The 21085-nt window shown below is 61.3% G+C and carries 21 protein-coding genes; 7 read left to right on the forward strand and 14 right to left on the reverse strand.

Going from position 1 to position 21085, the window contains the following annotated elements:
• Positions 1–90: 90 nt before the first annotated feature.
• Positions 91–1323 carry a diguanylate cyclase gene (locus A3709_RS21665; protein ID WP_066059687.1) on the forward strand — a complete coding sequence of 411 codons (1233 nt, stop codon included), beginning with the start codon at positions 91–93 and terminating at the stop codon, positions 1321–1323.
• Here the strand turns inward: A3709_RS21665 and A3709_RS21670 are convergent.
• Both A3709_RS21670 and yrfG read right to left on the reverse strand, forming a co-directional pair.
• Positions 1320–1715, reverse strand: a complete 396-nt coding sequence (locus tag A3709_RS21670; RefSeq protein WP_066059690.1) for an RNA-binding S4 domain-containing protein — start codon at positions 1713–1715, stop codon at positions 1320–1322. The genes A3709_RS21665 and A3709_RS21670 overlap by 4 nt on opposite strands.
• 3 nt (positions 1716–1718) lie before the next feature.
• Positions 1719–2384: a GMP/IMP nucleotidase gene (gene yrfG / locus A3709_RS21675; protein ID WP_066059692.1), complete on the reverse strand. Its 666-nt coding sequence runs from the start codon at positions 2382–2384 to the stop codon at positions 1719–1721.
• Positions 2385–2452: 68 nt separating this feature from the next.
• Here yrfG and cysQ point away from each other — a divergent pair, with 68 nt between their 5' ends.
• The 3 genes from cysQ (at position 2453) to A3709_RS21690 (ending at position 4542) form a co-directional block, all read left to right on the forward strand.
• A complete protein-coding gene (cysQ, locus tag A3709_RS21680) occupies positions 2453–3280 on the forward strand; it encodes a 3'(2'),5'-bisphosphate nucleotidase CysQ (protein WP_066059694.1) in 828 nt (275 codons plus the stop codon).
• 92 nt (positions 3281–3372) lie between these two features.
• Positions 3373–3624 (forward strand): YdcH family protein, encoded by a 252-nt coding sequence (locus A3709_RS21685; protein WP_082850301.1) that lies wholly within the window; start codon positions 3373–3375, stop codon positions 3622–3624.
• A gap of 24 nt (positions 3625–3648) precedes the next feature.
• Positions 3649–4542 carry an MBL fold metallo-hydrolase gene (locus A3709_RS21690; RefSeq protein WP_066059696.1) on the forward strand — a complete coding sequence of 298 codons (894 nt, stop codon included), beginning with the start codon at positions 3649–3651 and terminating at the stop codon, positions 4540–4542.
• 24 nt (positions 4543–4566) lie between these two features.
• Here A3709_RS21690 and A3709_RS21695 read toward each other — a convergent pair whose 3' ends face one another.
• Complete coding sequence (locus tag A3709_RS21695) at positions 4567–5034, reverse strand: methylated-DNA--[protein]-cysteine S-methyltransferase (RefSeq protein ID WP_066059698.1); 468 nt, start codon at positions 5032–5034, stop codon at positions 4567–4569.
• A complete protein-coding gene (locus tag A3709_RS21700) occupies positions 5034–6440 on the reverse strand; it encodes a DNA-3-methyladenine glycosylase 2 (RefSeq protein WP_066059701.1) in 1407 nt (468 codons plus the stop codon). Before A3709_RS21700 ends, A3709_RS21695 begins: the two co-directional genes overlap by 1 nt.
• A 121-nt stretch (positions 6441–6561) precedes the next feature.
• Between A3709_RS21700 and A3709_RS21705 the strand changes: the two genes are divergently transcribed.
• The gene (locus A3709_RS21705; protein ID WP_066059703.1) at positions 6562–7788 is read left to right on the forward strand and encodes a sterol desaturase family protein; all 1227 of its coding nucleotides are present in this window, start codon (positions 6562–6564) and stop codon (positions 7786–7788) included.
• Here A3709_RS21705 and A3709_RS21710 read toward each other — a convergent pair whose 3' ends face one another.
• The 9 genes from A3709_RS21710 to A3709_RS21750 form a co-directional block, all read right to left on the reverse strand.
• Positions 7789–8322 (reverse strand): YaeQ family protein, encoded by a 534-nt coding sequence (locus A3709_RS21710; protein WP_066059706.1) that lies wholly within the window; start codon positions 8320–8322, stop codon positions 7789–7791.
• A 6-nt stretch (positions 8323–8328) separates the two neighbouring features.
• Positions 8329–9891: a cation:proton antiporter family protein gene (locus A3709_RS21715; RefSeq protein WP_066059708.1), complete on the reverse strand. Its 1563-nt coding sequence runs from the start codon at positions 9889–9891 to the stop codon at positions 8329–8331.
• Positions 9891–10238, reverse strand: a complete 348-nt coding sequence (locus tag A3709_RS21720; RefSeq protein ID WP_066059711.1) for a hypothetical protein — start codon at positions 10236–10238, stop codon at positions 9891–9893. The genes A3709_RS21715 and A3709_RS21720 overlap by 1 nt, the downstream gene beginning before the upstream one ends.
• Positions 10239–10256: 18 nt before the next feature.
• Positions 10257–11153 carry a hydroxymethylglutaryl-CoA lyase gene (locus tag A3709_RS21725; RefSeq protein WP_066059713.1) on the reverse strand — a complete coding sequence of 299 codons (897 nt, stop codon included), beginning with the start codon at positions 11151–11153 and terminating at the stop codon, positions 10257–10259.
• Between the two features lie 3 nt (positions 11154–11156).
• Positions 11157–13151, reverse strand: a complete 1995-nt coding sequence (locus A3709_RS21730) for an acetyl/propionyl/methylcrotonyl-CoA carboxylase subunit alpha (protein WP_066059715.1) — start codon at positions 13149–13151, stop codon at positions 11157–11159.
• A gap of 3 nt (positions 13152–13154) precedes the next feature.
• Complete coding sequence (locus A3709_RS21735) at positions 13155–13943, reverse strand: enoyl-CoA hydratase/isomerase family protein (RefSeq protein WP_197484363.1); 789 nt, start codon at positions 13941–13943, stop codon at positions 13155–13157.
• 120 nt (positions 13944–14063) lie between these two features.
• On the reverse strand, positions 14064–15671 hold the full coding sequence (locus A3709_RS21740; RefSeq protein WP_066059718.1) for a carboxyl transferase domain-containing protein: 1608 nt from the start codon (positions 15669–15671) through the stop codon (positions 14064–14066).
• Between the two features lie 16 nt (positions 15672–15687).
• On the reverse strand, positions 15688–16857 hold the full coding sequence (locus A3709_RS21745; RefSeq protein ID WP_066059720.1) for an isovaleryl-CoA dehydrogenase: 1170 nt from the start codon (positions 16855–16857) through the stop codon (positions 15688–15690).
• Between the two features lie 14 nt (positions 16858–16871).
• Complete coding sequence (locus A3709_RS21750) at positions 16872–17276, reverse strand: MerR family DNA-binding transcriptional regulator (protein ID WP_066059722.1); 405 nt, start codon at positions 17274–17276, stop codon at positions 16872–16874.
• 154 nt (positions 17277–17430) lie between these two features.
• Here A3709_RS21750 and birA point away from each other — a divergent pair, with 154 nt between their 5' ends.
• Together birA and A3709_RS21760 are read left to right on the forward strand one after the other, a co-directional pair.
• Positions 17431–18411: a bifunctional biotin--[acetyl-CoA-carboxylase] ligase/biotin operon repressor BirA gene (gene birA, locus A3709_RS21755; protein ID WP_066059724.1), complete on the forward strand. Its 981-nt coding sequence runs from the start codon at positions 17431–17433 to the stop codon at positions 18409–18411.
• Positions 18408–19145, forward strand: coding sequence for a type III pantothenate kinase (locus A3709_RS21760; RefSeq protein WP_066059727.1), 738 nt, complete (start codon positions 18408–18410; stop codon positions 19143–19145). The genes birA and A3709_RS21760 overlap by 4 nt, the downstream gene beginning before the upstream one ends.
• On the opposite strand, the gene A3709_RS21765 is transcribed toward A3709_RS21760, so the two are convergent.
• Complete coding sequence (locus A3709_RS21765; RefSeq protein WP_066059728.1) at positions 19120–21081, reverse strand: acyltransferase family protein; 1962 nt, start codon at positions 21079–21081, stop codon at positions 19120–19122. The two genes, A3709_RS21760 and A3709_RS21765, sit on opposite strands and share 26 nt — an antisense overlap.
• Between the last annotated feature and the right edge of the window lie 4 nt (positions 21082–21085).

The following is a 21085-nucleotide window of genomic DNA, read 5'->3' on the forward strand; positions in this document are numbered from 1 at the left end:
GGGCAATAAATGATCTATTTGCTTGTGACCTGGTTCGCAGCTTTTCCCGGCCAGAGTATGATTAATCCCTGCAATATGTAGGATTTGACCATGATCTACCAACGCCACATTCCCCGGGAGGAGTTGTTTTCCGCCCAGTTGGAGATGCTCATGCAAAATGGGCAGATGGCGACTGTGGTGGCGAATCTGGTCGGCCTGGTAGCCACCATGGGCATTTTCTGGCCGTTTGTGGAGTTCACCAGCATTATGCTGTGGGGCGCCGCGTTTCTGATTCTGTTGCTGGTGCGTTCGCTGTCCATGAGTAATGCACTGGTGAATCACAGCTATCGCACCAATCCCCGGGGCCTGTTCTGGCGCTTGATTCTCGGCTCTGCCGCCACCGGCCTGGTGTGGTCCTCCGCGTATATTTTTGCCGCCACCCGCGTGCCCATTACCATGCAGTACACCTTCCTGCTGCTTATCGTTATGATTACGGCGATCTCGGTGGGCTTCTCGGTGATTGTGCGCGAGTACTTTATTTCGTTCCTGCTCACCGCCCTGTGGCCTATCGCCTGGTGGAGCCTGGTGCATTACTGGTACGAGCCCTACAACCTGCTGATTGGCCTGGTGCTGCTTGCGTTTAGTGCGGTGCTGATTGTGATCTGTGATCGGGTGCATCGCACGTTCCGCAATATGCTGGCGCTTAACTGGGAGCGGGAAACCATGGCCCGTGAGCTCGGCGATATGGCCGGTTCGCTGCGCGATCGTAACCGCCAGCTGCGCGATGCCCGGCGCCAGCTCACAGATCTGGCCAACATTGACGAGCTCACAGGCCTGGGTAACCGGCGCATGGTGAACACGGCGCTCAAGGCGGAAATCAACCGTGCCCGGCGCACGGCGATGCCACTTTCAGTCATTCTACTGGATGTGGATTACTTCAAGGCCTACAACGACACCTATGGTCACCCAGCGGGTGACGAGGTGTTGCAGCGCCTCGCAGATATCATGCAGAACGCCACCAGCCGTGCGGGTGAAGTGGTGGGGCGTTATGGGGGGGAGGAATTTATTCTTGTGCTGCCGGGCTCGTCGCCGTCATCGGCCATGCGCATTGCCGAGCGCCTCAAGGAATTTATTGCCGAGGCCGCCATCCCGCACGGTGAATCCCAGGTGGCTGACCACATTACCGTGAGCCAGGGCGTGGCCACGGTGCAGGCGGATGCGGATGTCACCCCTGAAGACCTGATCAAACTTGCTGACACGGCCCTGTACAAGGCCAAGGCCTCTGGCCGCGATGCCATTGTGCTGGAAGACGCGCCGCGCCAGCCCCGGGTAGCCGAAGCCTAATTCGATTCCTTGAAACGATGGATCTGCCGGCGCTGCTTTTTGGTGGGGCGGCTGACGGGGCGGTCGATCATGCCGCCGGCGGCCTTGCGCGCTGCTGCGGCCTCTTCACGGCGTTGCACGCTGTCCGCGGTTTCGCGGTAGAGTTGCTGTGCTTCGGGGGCGCCCCGGCGCTTGTCTGACAGGGCCTCGACGATAACCACCTTCTCATCCCAGCCCTGGCGAATCTGTAGTTCATCCCCCACCTGAATCTCCCGGGACACTTTCACGCGCTGGCCGGCCAGGTGGACTTTGCCGCCTTCAATCGCGGCCTTGGCGAGGCTGCGGGTTTTGAAGAAGCGGGCGGCCCACAGCCATTTGTCGAGGCGCAGCTTTTCGGTATTGAAATCGTTCATGGGTCAGGGCTGGGGTTGGTCCGGCATGATTTCGTCGAAGTGGTGAATACCGGGGAAGCGGGTGTCGATGCGCTTCTGACGCTGGCTGTCCGGTTGCAGCAGGGTCAGCAGGTAGGCAATGCCGTAATCGCGGGCGGATTCCAGCACACGCTCGGTGTCGTCAATAAACAGGGTGCGCGCCGGGTCGAAGGGGTGCAGCGCCTGTAGTCGGTGCCAGAAGGCCTGCTCTTCCTTGGGCGCGTCCAGATCATGAGACACCACAATGCGGTCGAACCAGCCGGTGATGTCGACGTGGTCCATCTTGATGTCCAGGGTTTTGCGGTGGGCATTGGTCACCATCACCACGTCCCGGTGGGAGGCATGCAGGCGGGTGAGGAATTCCTCCACGTGGGGGCGCATGGCCACCATGTGTTGAATTTCGCGCTTTAGCGCGGGGATATCCAGCTGCAGCTGTTCCGACCAGTAGTCAACGCTGTACCAGTTAAGCGAGCTCTGATTCTGCTCGAACTTGCTGTGCAGGCGCTCTGTGGACTCGGCTTCGCTCAGCTGGTGTTCCCTGGCATAGGCCTGAGGCACGTACTGCATCCAGAAATAATTATCGAAGTGCAGGTCGAGCAGCGTGCCGTCCATGTCCAGCAGGACGGTATCGATGTGTTGCCAATCAATCATGGCTTGATTATCCGGCCCCGGACGGTCTGCGACAAGAGCGACCTGTCCTGCGGTGGTATAATGGGGCCATGATGAATCTTGCGGCCCTGGTGCCACCCCTGTTCGACCTCTGCCGCGAGGCGGGCGAGTTAATCTGTGAGCACTATCATGCGCCGAGCGCCGATCAGTACGAGGCCAAGGGTGACGATTCACCCCTGACCCTGGCGGATATTGCCTCGCATCACTGTCTGGAAGCGGGGCTGGCTGCGCTTGCGCCTGATATTCCCATTCTCTCTGAAGAATCGCCCCCTGAGGCGGTGGCCAGGCGCCGAGAATGGTCCAGCTTGTGGTTGGTGGACCCTCTCGATGGCACCAAGGAGTTTCTGGGCCGCACCGGGGAATTCACGATCAACATTGCCCTGGTGCACGATGGAGCGCCGGTGCTGGGTGTGATTTACGTGCCCCTGGAGGCCGTGGCATATGTCGGCGTCCCCGGTGAATTTGCCCGCCGGTATGGGCCGGAGGATGAAGTGAACGATATCGCCACTCGGGCGCTGGTTGCCGGTGAGCCCATGCGAGTGCTGGCCAGCCGGCGCCACAAGGGTGAGCGGCTCGGGGCCTGCTTGGCGTGGCTGGAGCGTCACTGGGGTGAGCTGGCCCGGGATAACAGCGGCAGTGCGCTGAAGTTCTGCCACCTGGCGGAGGGGCGGGGCGATTTCTACCCGCGCTACGCGCCCTGTTGTGAGTGGGATACGGCGGCGGGCCAGGCATTGCTGGAAGCAGCCGGCGGTGCGTTGGTGGGGCTCGATGGCCTGCCATTGCGGTACAACGCCCGCGATACCCTGCTCAGCGAACCCTTTCTGGCGGTAGGTGACGCGGGCCATGCGCTATGGCCGCAGCTACTGCAAGAAGCCTGATTTGGGATTGAACACGATCAAAGCTTGTACAGCTATTCCCTGTGGGGTTAGTCTTGCACTTTGATCGAGGATAGCCGTGGTACTGTGCACTAATGAGTGACCCCACCCACATCGGCCCGAATGGCGATGAAAACCCGGAAGCAGCCAACGAGGTGATGACACCCGCCATGCGCCTGCTGGAGCTGCAGGCCAAACACCGGGCGCTGGACCACCGTATCCACGAAATGTATGCCTACCCCTACCAGAACCAGATTCTGTTACAGCGCCTGAAAAAAGAAAAACTGCGCCTGAAAGACCAGATATCACGCCTCAAGGACGAGATGATCCCTGATCTCAATGCCTGAGGCCTATCCACCCGGGAGAACACTATGAAGCCTTTGATGAGCACCCTGGCCGGCGCGTGCCTGGCCGCGCTGATACCCAATTTTGCCGTGGCTGAGGAAGCGCCGCCTGAAGTGACTGTGACACCCATCGCGGGGCCGCTGTATTTTCTGCAGGGGCGTGGCGGCAATGTAGTGGCTTCCGTCGGTGAAGACGGCGCGCTGATCATCGATTCTGACTACGAGGCCTACGCACCGGCCCACCAGGCCGCGGTGGCTGAACTGGCGGGCGGGGAAGGGGCGCCCAGGTTCCTGCTCAATACCCACTGGCACTTCGATCACACCGGCGGCAATGCGTTCTTCGGCGAGCGCGGCAGCGTGATTGTGGCCCACGAAAATATTTATCAGCGCATGAGCACCAAGCAGAACATCAAGGCGCTGGGCCGGGTTACCGAACCCAGCCCCAAGCCTGCGCTGCCGGTGGTTACCTATGGTGATGCGATTGCCATGCACTTTAACGGCGACACCATTGAGGTGCAGCACTATCCCACCAGTCATACCGACGGCGACAGCATCATGTTCTTCGCCGCCGAGAATGTGGTGCACATGGGCGATACCTTCTTTTATGACCGCTTCCCCTTTGTCGACATTAGCTCCGGGGGCAATGCGTTCGGCCTGATCAAGACCATTGAGACCGTGCTGGCGCGTATCGACGATAAAACCGTGGTCGTACCTGGCCACGGCCCCCTGACCGACAAGGCGGGGCTGGCGCGCTATCACAACATGCTGGTGACCACGACCGGCCAGATCACCGCCATGCTCGATGACGGCATGTCGGTGACCGACATTGCGGCTAAGGGCCTTGGTGATGAGTGGGACAGCTGGGGTTCTGGCTTTATCGATGAAGGCCGGTTTATTACGTTTGTTGCCGGTAGCCGCTAGGCGAGGGTGAAAGTGGGCGCTGGCTTAGTCCAGTGCCCCTTCGATATTCAGCAGGGTCTTCTTGGCATCCAGCCCACCTGCGAAGCCGGTGAGGGAACCGTCGCTGCCGATCACCCGGTGGCAGGGAACCACAATAGGAATCGGGTTGCGGCCGTTCGCAGCGCCCACCGCGCGCATTGCCTTGGACTTGCCCAGCTCCCGGGCTATATCGCCATAGCTGCGCAATTCACCGAAGGGGATGCGCGCCAGCTGCGCCCACACCGCATTCTGGAATTCGGTACCCCCTGGCGCCAGTGGCAGATCAAAGCTGCGCCGGGTGCCAGCAAAATACTCCTGTAGCTGTTCAACACACTGCGCCAGCGCGGTGTCGCTCTGTTCGATCTGGCCCGCGGTGTCGCTGTGCTGCTCCGGCCATTCAATGGCGGTAATGTGCTGGCCATCGGACAGCACCCGCAGGGTGCCGATCGGGCTGTTGAGATATTGGTAGTTCATTAGCTGAGGCTCCTCCACAGCAGGTTGGCGGCATAGGAGCGCCAGGGGCTCCAGGGCTCGTAGTCGTGTTTGAGAGTTTTGCTGTTGCCGCCCAGCGCTTCCCAGGCTTTGACCAACCCCAGGTCACCCAGGGGGAATACATCGGGGTGGCCGGCACCGCGAATTGCGACCATGGCCACCGTCCAGGGGCCGACGCCTTTGAACTCGGCCAGGGCTTCGAGTGTCAGGGTTTCTTCGCAGTCGCTGAAGGCCTTGCACAGTGCCTTGAGGGTGTCGCGGCGCCGGCCGGGCATGGGGAAGGCGCTGTCTTCCAGTGCTGCCAGCGCTGCAGCGCGGGGAAACACCAGATAGTTCTCGCTACAGGCAGCGGCGAACCGGCTGCAGATGCTGCGTGCGGCAACCGTGCTCACCTGTTGGCCGACAATCGCCCGCACCGATGCTTCGTAAAGCGACCAGTGGCCAGGTGAGCGGCTGCCCGGGCTGCGCTTGAGTAGCGGGCGAAGCTCCGGGCTGGCGGTCAGGCTCTGGTGAATCACTTCCGGGTTGGCGTCGAGATCAAACATACGCCGCACTCTCTGTACTACTGTGCGCAGCTGGCGGTGGTCCGGCAGGCTGACCGTCAGGGCCAGCGCCGGGCGGTTCTTTACCGGCGTAACTTCCAGCCAGGCGGGCTGCCCGTCGCAGGTAAACTGGCGCCGATACGTCTGCCCGGTGACCTGTTCTACACCTGCGATCTCATGGTGGGCAAAAAAATCGATGACGCCAGCCCAGTCGTAAGGCGGGCGGTACTGCAACTGCAGCGTGATGGTACTGGCTGTATCAGGCCGCCGGCCGCGCCCCCGCAGTTGGGTCGGCGTGAGCCTGAAGTGTTCCTGCAGGGCGCTGTTGAAACGCCTCACGCTGCCAAAGCCGGCAGCGAAGCCGATGTCAGTAATCGGCATTTCGGTTTCCGCGAGCAGCTTCTTGGCGAATAACAGGCGCTGGTTCAGGGCGACAGCCTGGGGTGACACCCCGAGCTCCTGTTCAAACAACTTGCGCAGGTAGCGCTCGCCAATGCCCAGCCGCGCGGCAAGATCCGCCAGGCTGCCGCTATCCAGTGCGCCGGCGCGAATCAGGTTGAGGGCACGATTTACAGTGGTCGCCGTACCTTCCCAGGCCGGGCTGCCGGGGGCCGATTCCGGACGGCAGCGCAGGCAGGGGCGATAGCCGGCACCGGCGGCCTGGCTGGCGAGGCGGTAGTAACTGACGTTTTTTTCTGCGGGGGGGCGCGCCGGGCAGATGGGGCGGCAGTAGATGCCGGTGGTGCGCACCGCTAGGAAGAACTCGCCGTCAAAGCGCGGGTCTCTGGCGAGGCGGGCTCGGCGGCAGGTTTCGTGGTCGAGTTCGGGGCGGTGTGCAGTGTCCATGGGGAGCAATATAACGCCAGCCAGGCCTTGCGACTAGCCAGAATCGGCCCTGGATTGACTGCTGCAATCTGGCGCCCGCCGTATTAGACTCGGCGGTCTTGCTATACCTGTGAGGTGGTCTGTGGACCTGATTGAATTAGCTATTCCCTTTTTCGTGCTGGCCATGCTGGTGGAGCTGGCCTGGGGCGTGAAGAAAGGGCGCAATACTTATCGCCTGAATGACAGCGTCAGTAGTTTGTCGCTGGGCGTGCTCAGCCAGGCGCGGGCCTTTGTCACGCTCGGTGTGGGGGGCTATGTCTACCACCTTGTGACCGAACACTTCTCCCTGCCGCTGATGGATGCCAACAGCGTTTGGACGTGGGTGCTGGCCATTGTGCTTTACGACTTCTGCTACTACTGGCTGCACCGGCTGGGCCACGAGCGCACGATTCTGTGGGCAGCTCATGTGGCCCATCACCAGAGCGAGGAATACAACCTGACGACGGCATTGCGTCAGACCAGCACCGGCTTCTTGTTTGGCTGGCTGTTCTACATTCCCATGTTTGCGCTGGGCATTCCCGCCGAGGTGGTGGTCACCGCCGGCGCGATTAACCTGATCTACCAGTTCTGGGTGCACACCAAACATGTGGGCAAACTGGGCTGGTACGAGGCCATTTTTGTCACGCCGTCCAACCACCGCGTGCATCACGCCCAGAACGATGTGTACCTCGATCGCAATTACGGTGGCATTTTCATCTTGTGGGACCGTCTGTTTGGCACCTTCCAGGAAGAACTGGATGAGGAACCGGTGGTATTTGGTATTCGCGGGCCGTTACGCAGCTTTAACCCGATTCATGCACTCACCCATATCTATGTCGATATGGCCAAGGACAGCTGCCGCGCACAGCGCTGGTCCGACAAGCTGCGGGTGTGGGTGGCGCGCACGGGATGGCAGCCAGCGGATGTGGCCGAGCGCTATCCACGTCACAAGAATGATCTGTCCACCTTTACCAAGTACGACCCAGAGGTGCCCGCCATTGTCTCCCGCTACGGCTTTTTCCAGCTGGTGGTGGTGATTGCGCTACTCGTGTACCTGCTGCTGTCTGAGCTGAGCTACTGGCAGGGCGTTGCTGGCTGGGCCATTTTACTGGCTACCACGATGACCACCGCCTACTGGCTTGAAGGGCGGGCGGTGCAGGCGGTGATGCGCTGGGAGTGGNTGCGCCTGGTCGCACTGGGGCTGGCCATGGTGTGGAGCGGGGCCGGGGCCGGCCTGGTCACTGCGGCGGGCATTTATGGCCTCGTGAATGTCGCGTGGCTATGGTGGATGGGGCGCGACACAGCGGTAGCGGCGCAACCTGTCACCTGATCAATGCAGCCGTGTCGGTTCCACGCTGATCGACGCTGAGCCGTTGTCGATGTAGATCACGCCACCGGCCACGCTGATATTTAGCTGCATGGTGCGCGTGACCATCTCCGCCAGGGCCTGGGCATCGTCCCAGTCAATTTGCCAGACCTGTAGCCTTGGCAGTGCGGCGATGGCTTCGCCGTTCAGCTTCCACCAGGTAGCGGCACTCTTGCCAAAGGCATACACCATAACTTCGCCCGCGCGGCCTGTGGCCTTGCGCAGGCGCGGTTCTTCGGGCTGGCCTACCTCAATCCACTGCTCCAGTTCGCCGCCGTCGCTGTGGCGCCACAGGTCGGGCTCGTCGGTGGTCGACAGGCCCCGAGTAAACTGCAGGCCCCGGGCATTGTTGAGACAGAACGCCAGCAGGCGCACTCCCATGCGTTCCACCGTTTCTGAGGGGTGTTGGGCCAGGGTCATTGCCAGGCTTTCATAACAGTGGCGATCGCTGTCGGCGAGTTCAACTTGGGCTTTGTAAATTGTCGGTTTAAGGGCCATGGATAGTTAAGCGTTGTTGCTCAGTTGGGCGGCGGCGTGCTCGGCGAAGCCGGCACCGGCCTGGGCGTAAAGGTTAAAGACGGATATGCCGTGTGTCTCGAGCTCTTCGGCTTCCTCGCGGAATCGCACCACCGCAGCCACGCGACCCTGGTAGTCCAGCTCGCGCAGAAGATCTGCCACCAGCACATTCTCGGGGTGATTGGTCAGTGCGAGCAGCACCAGGTCCACCTCGGTGAGGTCGACCTGCACCCAGAAGTCGGGGTCGGAAGCGTCGGCGGGCACGACACGCCGATGCCGGCGTGTATGCTCGGCAAGCTTTGCTTCGTTTAGATCAACCCCGAGTACTTCTGCGCCGTGGGTTTCTGCGAGCGTATCGTAGGCACCGGTACCAATGTTACCCATGCCGAGTACGATGATGCGTGCGCCGCTGGTGTCAGGGCGCTCCCGGCGTAATCGGTCTGACTCAAACTTTCGCCAGAAGCTGTGGTACTTCCAGTACAGCTCATGGGCGTAGCGGTTGAGCGGCGCGGAGATAACAAAGCTGATCGCAATGGCGAGTGAAATGGCACTGGCCCACTGGGCATCCAGCCAGCCGGCCTTAGCGGCCACGGCCACCACCACCAGGCCGAATTCACTGAAATTGCCCATGGCACAAGCAGCCAGTAGAGCGGTGCGCGGGCCGGTGTGCAGCTTCGTCATCAGCGGGAAGTACAACGGAATTTTGACGATGGCCAGTACCCCGAGCAGTACCGCGAGGATCAGCGCTTCCTGTTGCGGCCAGCCGCCCAGGCCAATGGATAGAAAGAAGCCCACCAGGAACAAGTCCTTGAGGTTCATCAGGTTGCGGCTCAGTTCCTTGCCTTTTTGCGAGCCGGACAGCAGTGCGCCGATGATCAGCGCGCCGAGGTCACCCTTAATGCCGACAAACTCAAACAGGGCGGCCCCGCCGAGGGCGAGGGCCATGCCGGCCAGGGTGAACAGTTCGCCGTGGCCGGCGTAGCTGAGCAGCCGCAGCACGGGCGCGCGCAGCAGCCAGAGCGCAGGTAGTAACAACGCAGTGGGCTCGGGCCACATGCCCTTGGTAGCTGACAGAAACAGTACCGCGGCCAGATCCTGGATGACCAGAATGCCAATGGCGAGATTGGCATGCCGCGAGGACATCTCGCCTTTCTCCTGCATGACCTGGATAACGAACACGGTGCTGGAGAAGGTGAGGCCAAAGGCAATCACCAGAATCTCGGTAAAACTCATGTTCATGCTGGGGACCAGCGAGTCGTAGAGCCACAGCACGCCCATGAAAAACAGCTGCATGAGCTGCATGTGTATCAGCGTGGTGCCCCAGACCTTGGCCTGTAACAGGTCGCGCGGTGACAGCTTCAAGCCAATGGTGAACAACAGTAATGTGACACCCAGATCGGCCAGGTGATTTAGCAACGAGCCGGCTTCGATGTTGGTTTCGTGCAGAACAAACCCGGCGGCTAGATAACCTATCAGCGCAGGCAAGCCGGTAATGCGCGCCACCAGGCCACAGCCCAGGGCAATTAGAATAATGAGAGGGTCGAGAATCATCAGCCGGGCGTTTGTTTCCAGCGCAGGATTAACACCGCGATGCAGCATAGCATTGCGGTGGTATCGGTCGCTATGGCCAGTTGGGTGATAGGTGTCAGTGGCTCAGGCAAGGCTTGCAGAGACATGAGGATGTTGACCGCGCACAATGCGGTGGCCACAAATAGGGTGAAGCGCGATTGTCCGAACAGGCCGAGCCCGACGATGAGGTAAGTGGCGCCGAGCACAATCGCCATCACCGCGGCGGCGTCCAGCGGCCTGAACCAGGGAGAGGCGAGGTAGGCTACGCCGCTGGCACACACCAGCCAGGCCGCAAAGGTTCGAATCGTGGATGCGCGCGAGGACAACATGCGCGCAATGTACCACGGTTATATGACAAGTGCTCTCGCCGCGCGCGAACCGGTCTCTCTGCCGAGGGCGGCGGAGATGCGATTGCCCGCCGCGATCAATTTTTCGAGATCGACGCCGGTTTCAATGCCGAGGCCATCGAGCATGTAGACCACGTCTTCCGTGGCGACATTGCCGGAAGCACCCTTGGCGTAGGGACAACCACCGAGGCCCGCCACGGACGCGTCCACAGTGGCAATGCCGTACAACAGTGCAGCGAGAATATTCGCCAGTGCCTGGCCGTAAGTGTCGTGGCAGTGCACCGCAAGTTGGTCGGCCTGGAATTCGGCGAGCAATACATCCAGTAATCGGCTCATGCTGCCTGCGGTGCCGGTGCCGATGGTGTCGCCCAGCGACACTTCGTAGCAGCCCATGTCGAGCAGGGTGCCGGTAACACCCTCAACCGCCTCGGGGGCAATCTCCCCCTCGTAGGGGCAGCCCAGCACGCAGGAGACATAGCCGCGCACGGGAATGTTATGGGTCTGGGCAGCGGCCATGACATCCTCGAAGCGCTGCAGGCTTTCGCTGATACTGCAGTTGATGTTCTTGCGTGAGAACGATTCAGAGGCAGCCGCAAACACGGCAACTTCATCTGCCCCGGCTGCCAGTGCCCGCTCGAAACCCTGTAGGTTGGGGGTGAGTGCGGTATAGCGCACGCCGCTACGGCGCTGCAGCCCGGCGAAGACCTGCTCACTATCGGCCATTTGCGGTACCCACTTAGGGTTGACGAAACTGCCAGCTTCGAGCACTTGCAGGCCGGCTTCGGCCAGGTCATCAAGTAGGGTCAGTTTGGTCTCGAGGGGAATAGTTCCCGCCTCGTTCTGCAGTCCGTCTCTGGGACCCACTTCAACGAGAGTGACGCGTTCTGGCATGCTCATGACTCAGTCTTCCGCTGTTTCAAAGGCGAGTAGCTCGGCGCCGCCATCGACGAGATCTCCTGGTTGGTAGTAAAAGCTGTCGACGGTGCCGTCGGCGGGCGCGCGAATCGTATGCTCCATTTTCATGGCTTCCATCACAAGCAGGGCATCGCCTGTATTTACTTGCGCGTTTGGCTCAACCAGTAGTTCAACAATGGTGCCGTTCATGGGGGCATTGAGGCCGCCATCGGTGCCGCTGCCGTCAGCCTCGCCGGTGTCGGGGAGAACCTCGTGGAAGTGGCAGGCACCGTCGCTCATGTACAGGGTGAAGCCATCGTGCGTTTGCGCCAGCGTAGCGCGCAGGCGATGGCCCTCGCGGTCGATGAGTAATTGCTCGCGCTGTAGTTCACCGCGCAAGGGGGTTTCCTTGTCGGCTGCACGGACAAGGTAGAGATCGCCGCGTTGCTCAACTTCGACGCTGTGGTCGGCCTGATGGCAATGTACCGTCAGGCGATGCACGTGCGGCTCGTTCATGCGCCAGCCGCTGCTGTCATTCCAGGGCGATGAGGAATCGCTGTTTGCGGGTGCGGCGGCGTTCTGTTGCTTGTTCAGGAGCAGCGCCAGGGCGGCCAGGGGGAGTTCCTGGGCGAGATCCTGATGGCGGTCATGGAAGATCAGGTCGCTGTGCTTCTCGATAAACCCGGTGTCGAGCTTAGCCTCTACGAACGGGCGTGAAGTGCTCAGGTTGTAGAGAAACTCGAGGTTGGTGACGGTGCCGCCGATGCGGTATTCCGCCAGTGCCGAGGCGAGGCGCTGCAGCGCGCGCTCGCGGTTCTCGTCCCACACGATGAGTTTGGCAATCATGGGGTCGTAGTAAACGCTGATCTCATCGCCCTGGCGTACACCGGTGTCGACGCGCACATGGCGTGATTCGGCCGGTGGTTGCAGGTACCCGAGCGTGCCGGTGGCGGGCAGGAAATCATTGTCTGGGTCTTCGGCGTAAACGCGTGCCTCGAACGCGTGGCCGTTGATGCGTACCTGCTCTTGCGTCAGTGGCAGCGGCGCGCCGCTGGCTACCAGTAATTGCCAGCGCACCAGGTCCTGGCCAGTAATCATCTCAGTGACGGGGTGTTCCACCTGGAGGCGGGTGTTCATTTCCATGAAGTAGAAGCTGCCGTCTTCATCGAGCAGGAACTCCACAGTACCCGCGCCGCGATAGTCGATGGCGCGTGCGGCGGTGACGGCCGCGTCGCCCATGCGCTGGCGCAGTGCCTCGGTCATGCCAGGGGCGGGGGCCTCCTCGATCACCTTCTGATGACGGCGCTGCACGGAGCAGTCCCGCTCGGCGAGGTACACGCCGTTGCCGTGGTTGTCGCAGAAGACCTGCAGCTCTACATGGCGCGGCTTGGTCAGGTATTTTTCAACCAGCATGTTGTCGTCGCCAAAGCCTGCCATGGCTTCGCGCTTGGCGGCGGCCAGTGCTTCATCGAATTCGTCTGCTGACCAGACCTGGCGCATACCCTTGCCACCGCCACCGGCGGTGGCTTTGAGGAGCACGGGGTAGCCCATGTTGTCGGCGGATTGCTTGAGAATGGCGGGGTCCTGATCGTCGCCGTGATAGCCGGGCACGAGCGGCACGCCGGCCTGCTCCATGATGCGCTTGGCCGCAGATTTGGACCCCATGGCTTCAATCGCCGTCGTGGGGGGGCCGATAAAGACCACACCGGCATCGGCGCAGGCCTGGGCGAAGCCGGCATTCTCAGAGAGGAATCCGTAACCGGGATGGATGGCGTCTGCATTGGNGGTGACCGCCGCATCCAGAATGCGCTCGGCGAGTAGATAGGAGTCACGGGCGGGCGAGGGGCCGATATGGATGGCTTCGTCGGCCATATGCACATGCAGCGCCTGGCTGTCGGCGTCGGAGTAGACGGCCACGGTCGCGATGCCCATTTCCCGGGCCGTTTTGATCACTCTGCAGGCGATTTCGCCGCGGTTGGCGATGAGGATTTTGTTAAACATACCTTACTCTCCGGCTATCCAGCGCGGTTGTCGTTTGTTCAAGAAGGCACCCAGACCTTCCTGGCCTTCCTCGGAAATGCGAATACGGGCAATGGCCTCGCAGGTGCCTTCAACGAGGGCAGGGGTGATGGGGTGGCCCGCCACATCGTGCACCAGCTTCTTGGCTTCACGCACGGCCAGCGGGCCATTTTGCAGCAGTGCTGATATCAGCGAATTCAGCACGTTATCCAATTCATCGTCACTCGCCAGTTCGCTGATCAAGCCCAGGCGCAGCGCCTGGGCTGCTTGAAATCGTTCGGCGGTGGTGAAGTAACGCTGGGCGGCGCGTTCGCCCATGGCCTTGATCACGTAGGGGCTGATGGTGGCGGGGATCAAACCGACCTTTGCCTCGGAAAGCGAAAAGCTCGCCCTTTCGCTGGCCACTGCCATATCGCAACAACTCACCAGCCCTACAGCGCCGCCAAAGGCCGCGCCCTGCACCCGGGCAATAGTGGGTTGAGGCATGTCGTAGAGTGCCTTGAGCATATCTGCGAGCAGGCGCGCATCCGCCAGGTTGTCGCTGTAGTCATACGCTGCCATGCGCTTCATCCAGCCCAGGTCTGCGCCGGCGCTGAAGCTCTTGCCCTCAGAGGCGAGCACGACCACGCGCACGGTGTCATTGGCTGCCAGTGCATCAAAGGCCGCCCGTAGTTCGGCAATCACCACATCGTCGAATGCATTGTGCTTGTCGGGCCGATTGAGCGTGACAGTAGCCACGCCTCGCTCGTCAATTGTTGTGCTTACTGTGTCCATCTTATCCATCACTGCATCGCGTTCTCTTCAGACAACCCTTGGGGTCAGGTCCTAAATGTCTCAGACATTCAAGACCTGACCCCAGGGTTGTCTGAGAAATTTGAGACCTGACCCCATGGTTTACATGCGGAAGACGCCGAACTGGGAGTCTTTTACCGGGGCGTTTAGGGCGGCGGAGAGGGACAGGCCGAGGACCATGCGGGTGTCTGCAGGGTCGATGACGCCGTCGTCCCAGAGGCGCGCTGAGGCGTAGTAGGGGTGCCCCTGTTTTTCGTAAAGCTCGAGGGTGGGATGCTTGAAGGCTGCTTCCTCTGCTTCGGTCATGGCCTTGCCTTCGCGGGCCAGTTGTTCCTGTTTGACAGTGGCCAGTACGCCGGCGGCCTGCTCGCCGCCCATGACGGAGATGCGGGCATTGGGCCACATGAACATAAAGCGAGGCTCATAGGCGCGGCCGCACATGGCGTAGTTGCCGGCGCCGAAGGAGCCGCCGATGATTACGGTGAACTTGGGCACCTCGGCGCAGGCCACGGCATGGACCATTTTGGCGCCGTGGCGGGCGATACCACCGTGCTCATACTGTTTGCCCACCATGAAGCCGGTGATGTTCTGCAGGAACACCAGCGGGATTTTGCGCTGGGCACACAGTTCCACGAAGTGGGCGCCTTTTACCGAAGACTCGGCGAACAGAATGCCGTTGTTGGCGAGAATGCCCACCGGATAGCCGTGAATGCGGGCAAAGCCACACACCAGAGTCTCGCCATAGAGGGCTTTGAATTCGTCGAACTCGGAGCCGTCGACAACCCGCGCAATCACTTCGCGCACGTCGTAGGGCTGCTTGGCATCGGCGGGGATAACGCCGTAGATGTCTTCTACCGGGAAGGCGGGCTCAATACTGTCGCGCACATCAATGTCGATCTGCTTGACACGATTCAGGCGGCCAACGCTGCGGCGCACCAGCTCCAGGGCGTGGTGATCGTTGTTGGCGTAGTGGTCGGTCACACCGGAGGTGCGGCAGTGAACATCGGCACCGCCCAGTTCTTCCGCTGACACAATTTCACCGGTGGCAGCCTTAACCAGCGGCGGGCCACCCAGGAAAATCGTGCCCTGGTCTTTCACGATGATGGATTCATCCGCCATGGCCGGCAGGTAGGCGCCGCCTGCGGTGCAAGAACCCATAACAGCAGCGATCTGGGGGATGCCCTGCGCCGACATACGCGCCTGGTTGTAGAACGCATGGCCGAAGTGATCTTTGTCGGGGAATACTTCGTCCTGCAGGGGCAGGAACGCGCCGCCGGAATCCACCAGGTAAATGCAGGGCAGGTTGTTCTCCGCGGCAATGGTCTGGGCGCGGCCCTGCTTTTTGACGGTAAGCGGGTAGTAGGTGCCGCCTTTTACCGTGGCATCGTTAACGAAGATCATGCACTCCTGGCCTGCCACGCGGCCGATGCCGGTGATGATGCCCGCAGCGGGTACGTCGTGTTCGTACACGTCGTGGGCGGCCAGCTGTGACAGCTCCAGGAACGGTGAGCCGGGGTCGAGCAGCGCATTGAGGCGCTCGCGGGGCAGCAATTTGCCGCGGGAGACGTGGCGCTCCTGGGCCTTGGCGCCGCCGCCCTGGCGAACCTTGTCGACCAGCTGGCGCAGGTCGTCTACCTGGGCCTGCATGGCGTCGCGATTGGTGGCGAAGGCCGCGTCGCGGGTATTAATGCGTGATTGCAGCACGTTCATGAGAGTGCTCCGTGATTTATTTGGTGGTGTTAAACAGTTCGCGGCCGATCAGCATGCGGCGGATCTCCGAGGTGCCCGCGCCAATTTCATACAGCTTGGCATCGCGCAGCAGGCGCCCGGCGGGTGTGTCGTTGGTGTAGCCGATGCCACCCAGTGCCTGAATGGTCTGCAGCGCCATCTGGGTGGCTTTCTCGGCGGTGTAGAGAATGACCGCTGCGCAGTCCTGGCGAGTCTCCTCACCTCGGTCACAGGCGGAGGCCACGGCGTACAGGTAGGCGCGACAGGCATTCATGTCGGCGTACATGTCAGCCAGCTTGCCCTGCATGAGCTGGAATTCGCCAATGCTCTGGCCGAACTGCTTGCGGTCGTGCAGGTAGGGCAAGGTGACGTCGATACAGGCCTGCATAATGCCAACCGGCCCGCCGGAAAGAACGGTGCGCTCGTAGTCCAGGCCGGACATCAGAATCTTCACGCCGTCGCCCTCATTGCGCAGCACGTTTTCGGCCGGCACTTCGCAGTTCTCGAACACCAGTTCGCAGGTGTTGGAGCCGCGCATGCCGAGCTTGTCGAGCTTGGGCGAGCGGGAGAAACCGGGAAAATCGCGTTCAACGATGAAAGCAGTAATGCCTTTGGAGCCGGCTTCGGGATCTGTCTTGGCATAAATAATGTAGGTGTGGGCGTCGGGACCGTTGGTAATCCACATCTTGGCGCCGTTGAGGATGTACTTGTCGCCCTCCTTGCGCGCATTTAGGCGCATGCTGACCACATCGGAGCCCGCATCCGGTTCTGACATGGCCAGCGCACCAATGTGCTCACCGCTGCACAGCTTGGGCAGGTATTTCTGCTTCTGGGCCTCGGTGCCGTGTTTGCTCAGCTGGTTGAGGCACAGGTTGGACATGGCGCCGTAGGACAGGCCGACCGAAGCGGAGGCGCGGCTGATCTCTTCCATGATGATGGAGTGCGCGAGGTAACCCATGTTGCTGCCACCGTACTCCTCTTTAACGGTCACACCCAGCAGGCCCATGTCGCCAAACTTGCGCCATAGATCCATGGGGAATTCGTTGTCCTTGTCGATGGCCTCTGCCCGGGGGGCGATTTCCTTCTGGCTCATCTGGTAGACCGCATCGCGCAGCATGTCGATTTCTTCGCCAAGGCCGAAGTTTAGGGTGGGGTAGCTGGTATTCATGAAACTGTCCTGGGTTAGTTGTCTCTTGTGGGCGTGGCTGGGGTTTTCTTCAGGGCTTGTTCACACAGGCCCTGAACTTCGTCCAGGCTGGCCATGATGTCGTTGATGTCGCGGATTTGTTGTTCGAAGCGGGCGCGCTTTTCTTTCACCGTGGCGATAAGAGAGTGTAGCTGTTCGCTGTTGTTGTGCTCGGGGTCATACATGTCGATGACCTCGACGGATTCATCGAGGGTCATGCCAATGCGTTTGCCACGCAGAATGAGCTTGATACGCACCCGGTCAGCGGGGGTATAGAGGCGCGTCTGCCCCTGACGGGCAGGCGTCACCAGGCCTTTTTCTTCGTAGAAACGAATCGTCCTGGGGGTGACCCCGAACTCCTTGGCCAGCTCTGAAATGGTATAGGTTTTCCGTTCTGCCACAGTGGGATGCCCACGGTTGGGAAACAGGCCAGGGAATCTAGCACAGGTTTACGTTAACGTAAACGTTATATAGTGCGGTCTCGATCGCGTATGTGAGCCCTGTTGCCCTGCGGCGGGTCTGCTATTATCGCCGCTTTCCACAAGGACCCGGCTCATGCCCAACACTGATTTACTGCCCCTGCTGGCCAGTGGCGATTTTGTCTCTGGCCAGGAGATCGCCGATGTCCTGGGCGTGAGCCGCACTGCGGTCTGGAAACAGCTCAATAAGCTGTCTGAGCTCGGCCTGGAGGTGGAGTCCGTCAAGGGGCGTGGCTATCGCATCGAAGGTGGCATCGACTTGCTGGATGGTGCCGCCGTTCAGGCAGGTATGAGCGCCGCGGCGCAGGCACTGCTGACAGAACTCGATATTCATCAGGGTATTGGTTCCACGAATGCAGAAGCGATGTCCCGGGTCGCGGCTGGCGCGGGCTCCGGCTATGTCTGCACTGCAGAGCAGCAAACCGCTGGCCGCGGCCGGCGCGGGCGGGCCTGGGTCAGCCCTTATGCACGCAACCTCTATGTGTCTGCCGTATGGGAGTATCAGGGCGGCGCCGCAGCGCTGGAAGGCATGAGCCTGGCGGTGGGTGTGGCAGTGGCCCGCGCCCTGGCGGCCTGCGGTGTGCCGCCGGTGCAGCTCAAGTGGCCGAATGACGTGCTACACGAGGGTGCCAAACTCGGTGGCATTCTGCTGGAGATGACCGGCGACGCCGCCGGTGTGTGTCAGGTGGTGGTTGGCATCGGTCTGAATGTTGATATGCCTGCCCAGCAGGGAGGGGACATTGACCAGGCCTGGACGGATGTCCGCCATGTAAATGGAGGCGACCCCGTATCCCGCAGCCAGCTACTGGGTGTACTGCTCAGTGAATTACTGCCCCTGCTGGCGGGCTTTGAAGCGACTGGCTTTGCGCCCTGGCGGGAAGCCTGGCAGGGCCTCGACGCCTACGCAGATACCGAGGTGGTCTTAAGTAGCGGCGAGCAGCAAATGGCAGGCGTTGCCCGGGGCGTTGATGATCGTGGGGCCCTGCAGCTCGAAACGGCCACCGCCGGCATCAAGCCGGTGTTTGGCGGCGAAATTTCCCTGAGGCCGCAGGCATGATGCGTTGCCTCCAGTTTGATGTGGGTAATAGCAGTGCCAAGTGGCGGCTGGTGATTGATGGTCAGGTGACGGCGCGCGGCAGCTACCGGCAGGACGACGCCGGCGCCAAAAAGGCTCTGCTGGCGTGCGCCGCTGGGCTCGATGCAGTGTGGATCTCCAGTGTGGCCGAACCGACGGGTGAAGCGCATCTTGCGTCCCTGGTGCACGAGCAGTGGGGGATAACGCCCTGGTTTGCCCGCACCGAGGCGCGCAGCGCTGACCTGGTGAACAGTTACGCTGAGCCTACCCGAATGGGTGTGGATCGTTGGCTGGCCATGCTTGGCGCAAGGGCCCGCAATGGGGCGCGGATCTGTGTCGTCGATGCGGGCTCCGCGCTGACGATTGACCTGGTGAGCGCTGGCGGTGTGCACGAGGGCGGTTACATTATCCCCGGGCCCGCACTTATGGAGCGGGCCCTGCTGCTGGACACCGACCGGGTTCGTTTCGACGAGGATGTGGGTTACGACCTGGCCCCGGGGCGCTCCACCGCTGAAGCCGTGCGCCATGGCATTGCTCTGGCCCAGGTGGGGGCGGTCGCGGTGGCCCTGGACCAATGCAGCGCGGATCAGCCCGCGCTGTTCTTCACTGGCGGCGCCGGTGAAGCCCTTCAGGGGTTGCTGGGCCGCGGCGGCACCTACGCGCCGGATCTGGTGTTTGAAGGCCTGGAAGTTATGGCCGGTCTGGCCGGGCTTTAAACGCGGTGGCGGGTTCCAAAAGCAGGTGCTCGCCGAGATAGTTGGAACCTTGCAGAGACAAATGTGAGCGGTCGCGGTACAGCACCTGGTCGCCTTGCATAACCCGACACTGCCCCTTGGCGCAAAACGCGCTGGAGGTATCCCACACCTGAATGTCAGGGTGTGCGGCTGTCACCTCGGCAATCACCTCACGATAAACCCTGTTGCGCTGCTGGTGGCGGGCATTGCTAACCGTGCATTCGGCGCCTTGGAATGCAGTCAGGCGCAGTGGGCGGGTATCGACACAACGCTTCGGATCAAAGTGCAGCGAGGGCCAGTCTACGACCACCACCACCTGTTTGCCGGCGGCCTTCAGTTTCGCGACGGTGTCGCTGAGCCCGTGGGCAAACACATCGCGGTGCTCGGTGAGTTCAGGCCGTTCCTTTATCTCCAGCGAGAAGCGTTGCTGCCCCGGATTCACGTACATGGGGCCAAGTGAAGATAGGTAGACGGTGTCGAGTTGATCATTGCCCGCTACCCAGTCGATATTGATGTTATTGGCGGCGCGGCAAGTGTCGGTATTGTCCCGGTCTCGAATTGCGGTGTTGTAGAGCGGCGGGCAGCCCCCTTTGCCCAGGCGAATCACTCCTCGCTCGCTATCGCGGTAGTGATGGGCCAGCGCGAAGAAGGTATTGGTGCTGTGGCTGTCGCCGAGCACGACGATGGTGGAGGGTTTGCCGTCGCGCAGACAGCGCCCGGCAGTCCCGAATGTTGTGGAGCAATCATCGCGTACTTGCAGACCCAGTTCCTGCCAGTAGAACTGGGCGGCGATCTCATTTTGCGGCGCTGTGCGATCGGGCAAGCCGCCGTTTTTGAATATGACCAGGCCTACAGCGCCCACTGCCAGCAGGCTTGCACTAATCGCCCAGGGCGTGAGCTCCCCGGGGCGATATCGCAGCGGCGTTTCCACCCAGCGATAGCTGGCCCAGGCCAGCGCAACAGCGAGTAGTACGGCTGCGCTGCGCAGTATGGGTGAAGGCTCCCCATCCTCCATAATTCTGGCAAAGCTGAGTAACGGCCAATGCCAGAGGTATAGCGGGAAGCTGATTTTGCCGACGAATACCAGCGCACGATGGCCGAGCCAACGGTTGCAGGCGTTGTGGGCGCCTGAGGCAATCACCAAGGCGGCGCCTGCGGTGGGCAGCCAGGCCCACCAGCCGGGAAAGGTGCGTTGTGCCGAAATCAGGCTCACCGCCGCAAGTAGTAGCAGCAGACCCGGCGCCGCTGCGGCGATCCCCAGTTCTCTGGCGTGACCGCGCATTTGCTGCCAGGCCAGCAGGGCCCCTACCAGTAATTCCCAGGCGCGGTAGTGGGGCAGGAAGAAGCTGGCGGCGCGGTCGCTGTCCCCGGTGATACCCAAGGAAAAGGACGTTGCCAGCAAGATGGCGATTAGCAGGCCGGTATTCATCCCCAGACGAGCGCCTGCCAGCAGGATAAGAGGCCAGGCGAGGTAAAACTGCTCTTCGACACCTAGCGACCACAGATGCAGGAGCGGCTTGAGCTTGCTGTCGACGTCGAAATAGCCCGCCTCTGCCCAGAACACCAGATTGGGTACAAATGTTGAGGCAGCTGCGGTGTGCTTCCCCAGTTGCGCGTATTCTGCGGGCAGCAGTGCGAAGTATCCCAGTGCCAGGCAGAAGATCAGTACGGGAATCAGGGGCGGGAAGATGCGCTGCACGCGGCGGCGATAAAATCCGGCCAGGCTGAATCCTGAATCCGCGATTTCCCCGAGGATAATGCGGGTAATGAGATAACCCGAGATTACGAAGAACACGTCCACGCCGACGAAACCGCCCGGCAGCCAGGTGGGGAAGGCGTGGTAAATCAGCACGGCAATAATCGAGAAGGCTCGCAGGCCGTCGATGTCCGGGCGGTAGTTGTCGATGCTTTGGTTCATCCAG

The organism is Halioglobus sp. HI00S01 (genome assembly GCF_001635445.1).
In the GTDB taxonomy this organism is placed as follows: Bacteria; Pseudomonadota; Gammaproteobacteria; order Pseudomonadales; family Halieaceae; genus Halioglobus; species Halioglobus japonicus.

What these genes read in the sequence shown, in the direction of transcription:
- A3709_RS21665 (WP_066059687.1), top strand. Translation starts at nt 91, where the DNA reads ATGATCTACCAACGCCACATTCCCCGGGAGGAGTTGTTTTCCGCCCAG.
- A3709_RS21670 (WP_066059690.1), bottom strand. Translation starts at nt 1,715, where the DNA reads ATGAACGATTTCAATACCGAAAAGCTGCGCCTCGACAAATGGCTGTGG.
- yrfG (WP_066059692.1), bottom strand. Translation starts at nt 2,384, where the DNA reads ATGATTGATTGGCAACACATCGATACCGTCCTGCTGGACATGGACGGC.
- cysQ (WP_066059694.1), top strand. Translation starts at nt 2,453, where the DNA reads ATGATGAATCTTGCGGCCCTGGTGCCACCCCTGTTCGACCTCTGCCGC.
- A3709_RS21685 (WP_082850301.1), top strand. Translation starts at nt 3,373, where the DNA reads ATGAGTGACCCCACCCACATCGGCCCGAATGGCGATGAAAACCCGGAA.
- A3709_RS21690 (WP_066059696.1), top strand. Translation starts at nt 3,649, where the DNA reads ATGAAGCCTTTGATGAGCACCCTGGCCGGCGCGTGCCTGGCCGCGCTG.
- A3709_RS21695 (WP_066059698.1), bottom strand. Translation starts at nt 5,034, where the DNA reads ATGAACTACCAATATCTCAACAGCCCGATCGGCACCCTGCGGGTGCTG.
- A3709_RS21700 (WP_066059701.1), bottom strand. Translation starts at nt 6,440, where the DNA reads ATGGACACTGCACACCGCCCCGAACTCGACCACGAAACCTGCCGCCGA.
- A3709_RS21710 (WP_066059706.1), bottom strand. Translation starts at nt 8,322, where the DNA reads ATGGCCCTTAAACCGACAATTTACAAAGCCCAAGTTGAACTCGCCGAC.
- A3709_RS21715 (WP_066059708.1), bottom strand. Translation starts at nt 9,891, where the DNA reads ATGATTCTCGACCCTCTCATTATTCTAATTGCCCTGGGCTGTGGCCTG.
- A3709_RS21720 (WP_066059711.1), bottom strand. Translation starts at nt 10,238, where the DNA reads ATGTTGTCCTCGCGCGCATCCACGATTCGAACCTTTGCGGCCTGGCTG.
- A3709_RS21725 (WP_066059713.1), bottom strand. Translation starts at nt 11,153, where the DNA reads ATGAGCATGCCAGAACGCGTCACTCTCGTTGAAGTGGGTCCCAGAGAC.
- A3709_RS21735 (WP_197484363.1), bottom strand. Translation starts at nt 13,943, where the DNA reads ATGGACACAGTAAGCACAACAATTGACGAGCGAGGCGTGGCTACTGTC.
- A3709_RS21740 (WP_066059718.1), bottom strand. Translation starts at nt 15,671, where the DNA reads ATGAACGTGCTGCAATCACGCATTAATACCCGCGACGCGGCCTTCGCC.
- A3709_RS21745 (WP_066059720.1), bottom strand. Translation starts at nt 16,857, where the DNA reads ATGAATACCAGCTACCCCACCCTAAACTTCGGCCTTGGCGAAGAAATC.
- birA (WP_066059724.1), top strand. Translation starts at nt 17,431, where the DNA reads ATGCCCAACACTGATTTACTGCCCCTGCTGGCCAGTGGCGATTTTGTC.
- A3709_RS21760 (WP_066059727.1), top strand. Translation starts at nt 18,408, where the DNA reads ATGATGCGTTGCCTCCAGTTTGATGTGGGTAATAGCAGTGCCAAGTGG.
- A3709_RS21765 (WP_066059728.1), bottom strand. Translation starts at nt 21,081, where the DNA reads ATGAACCAAAGCATCGACAACTACCGCCCGGACATCGACGGCCTGCGA.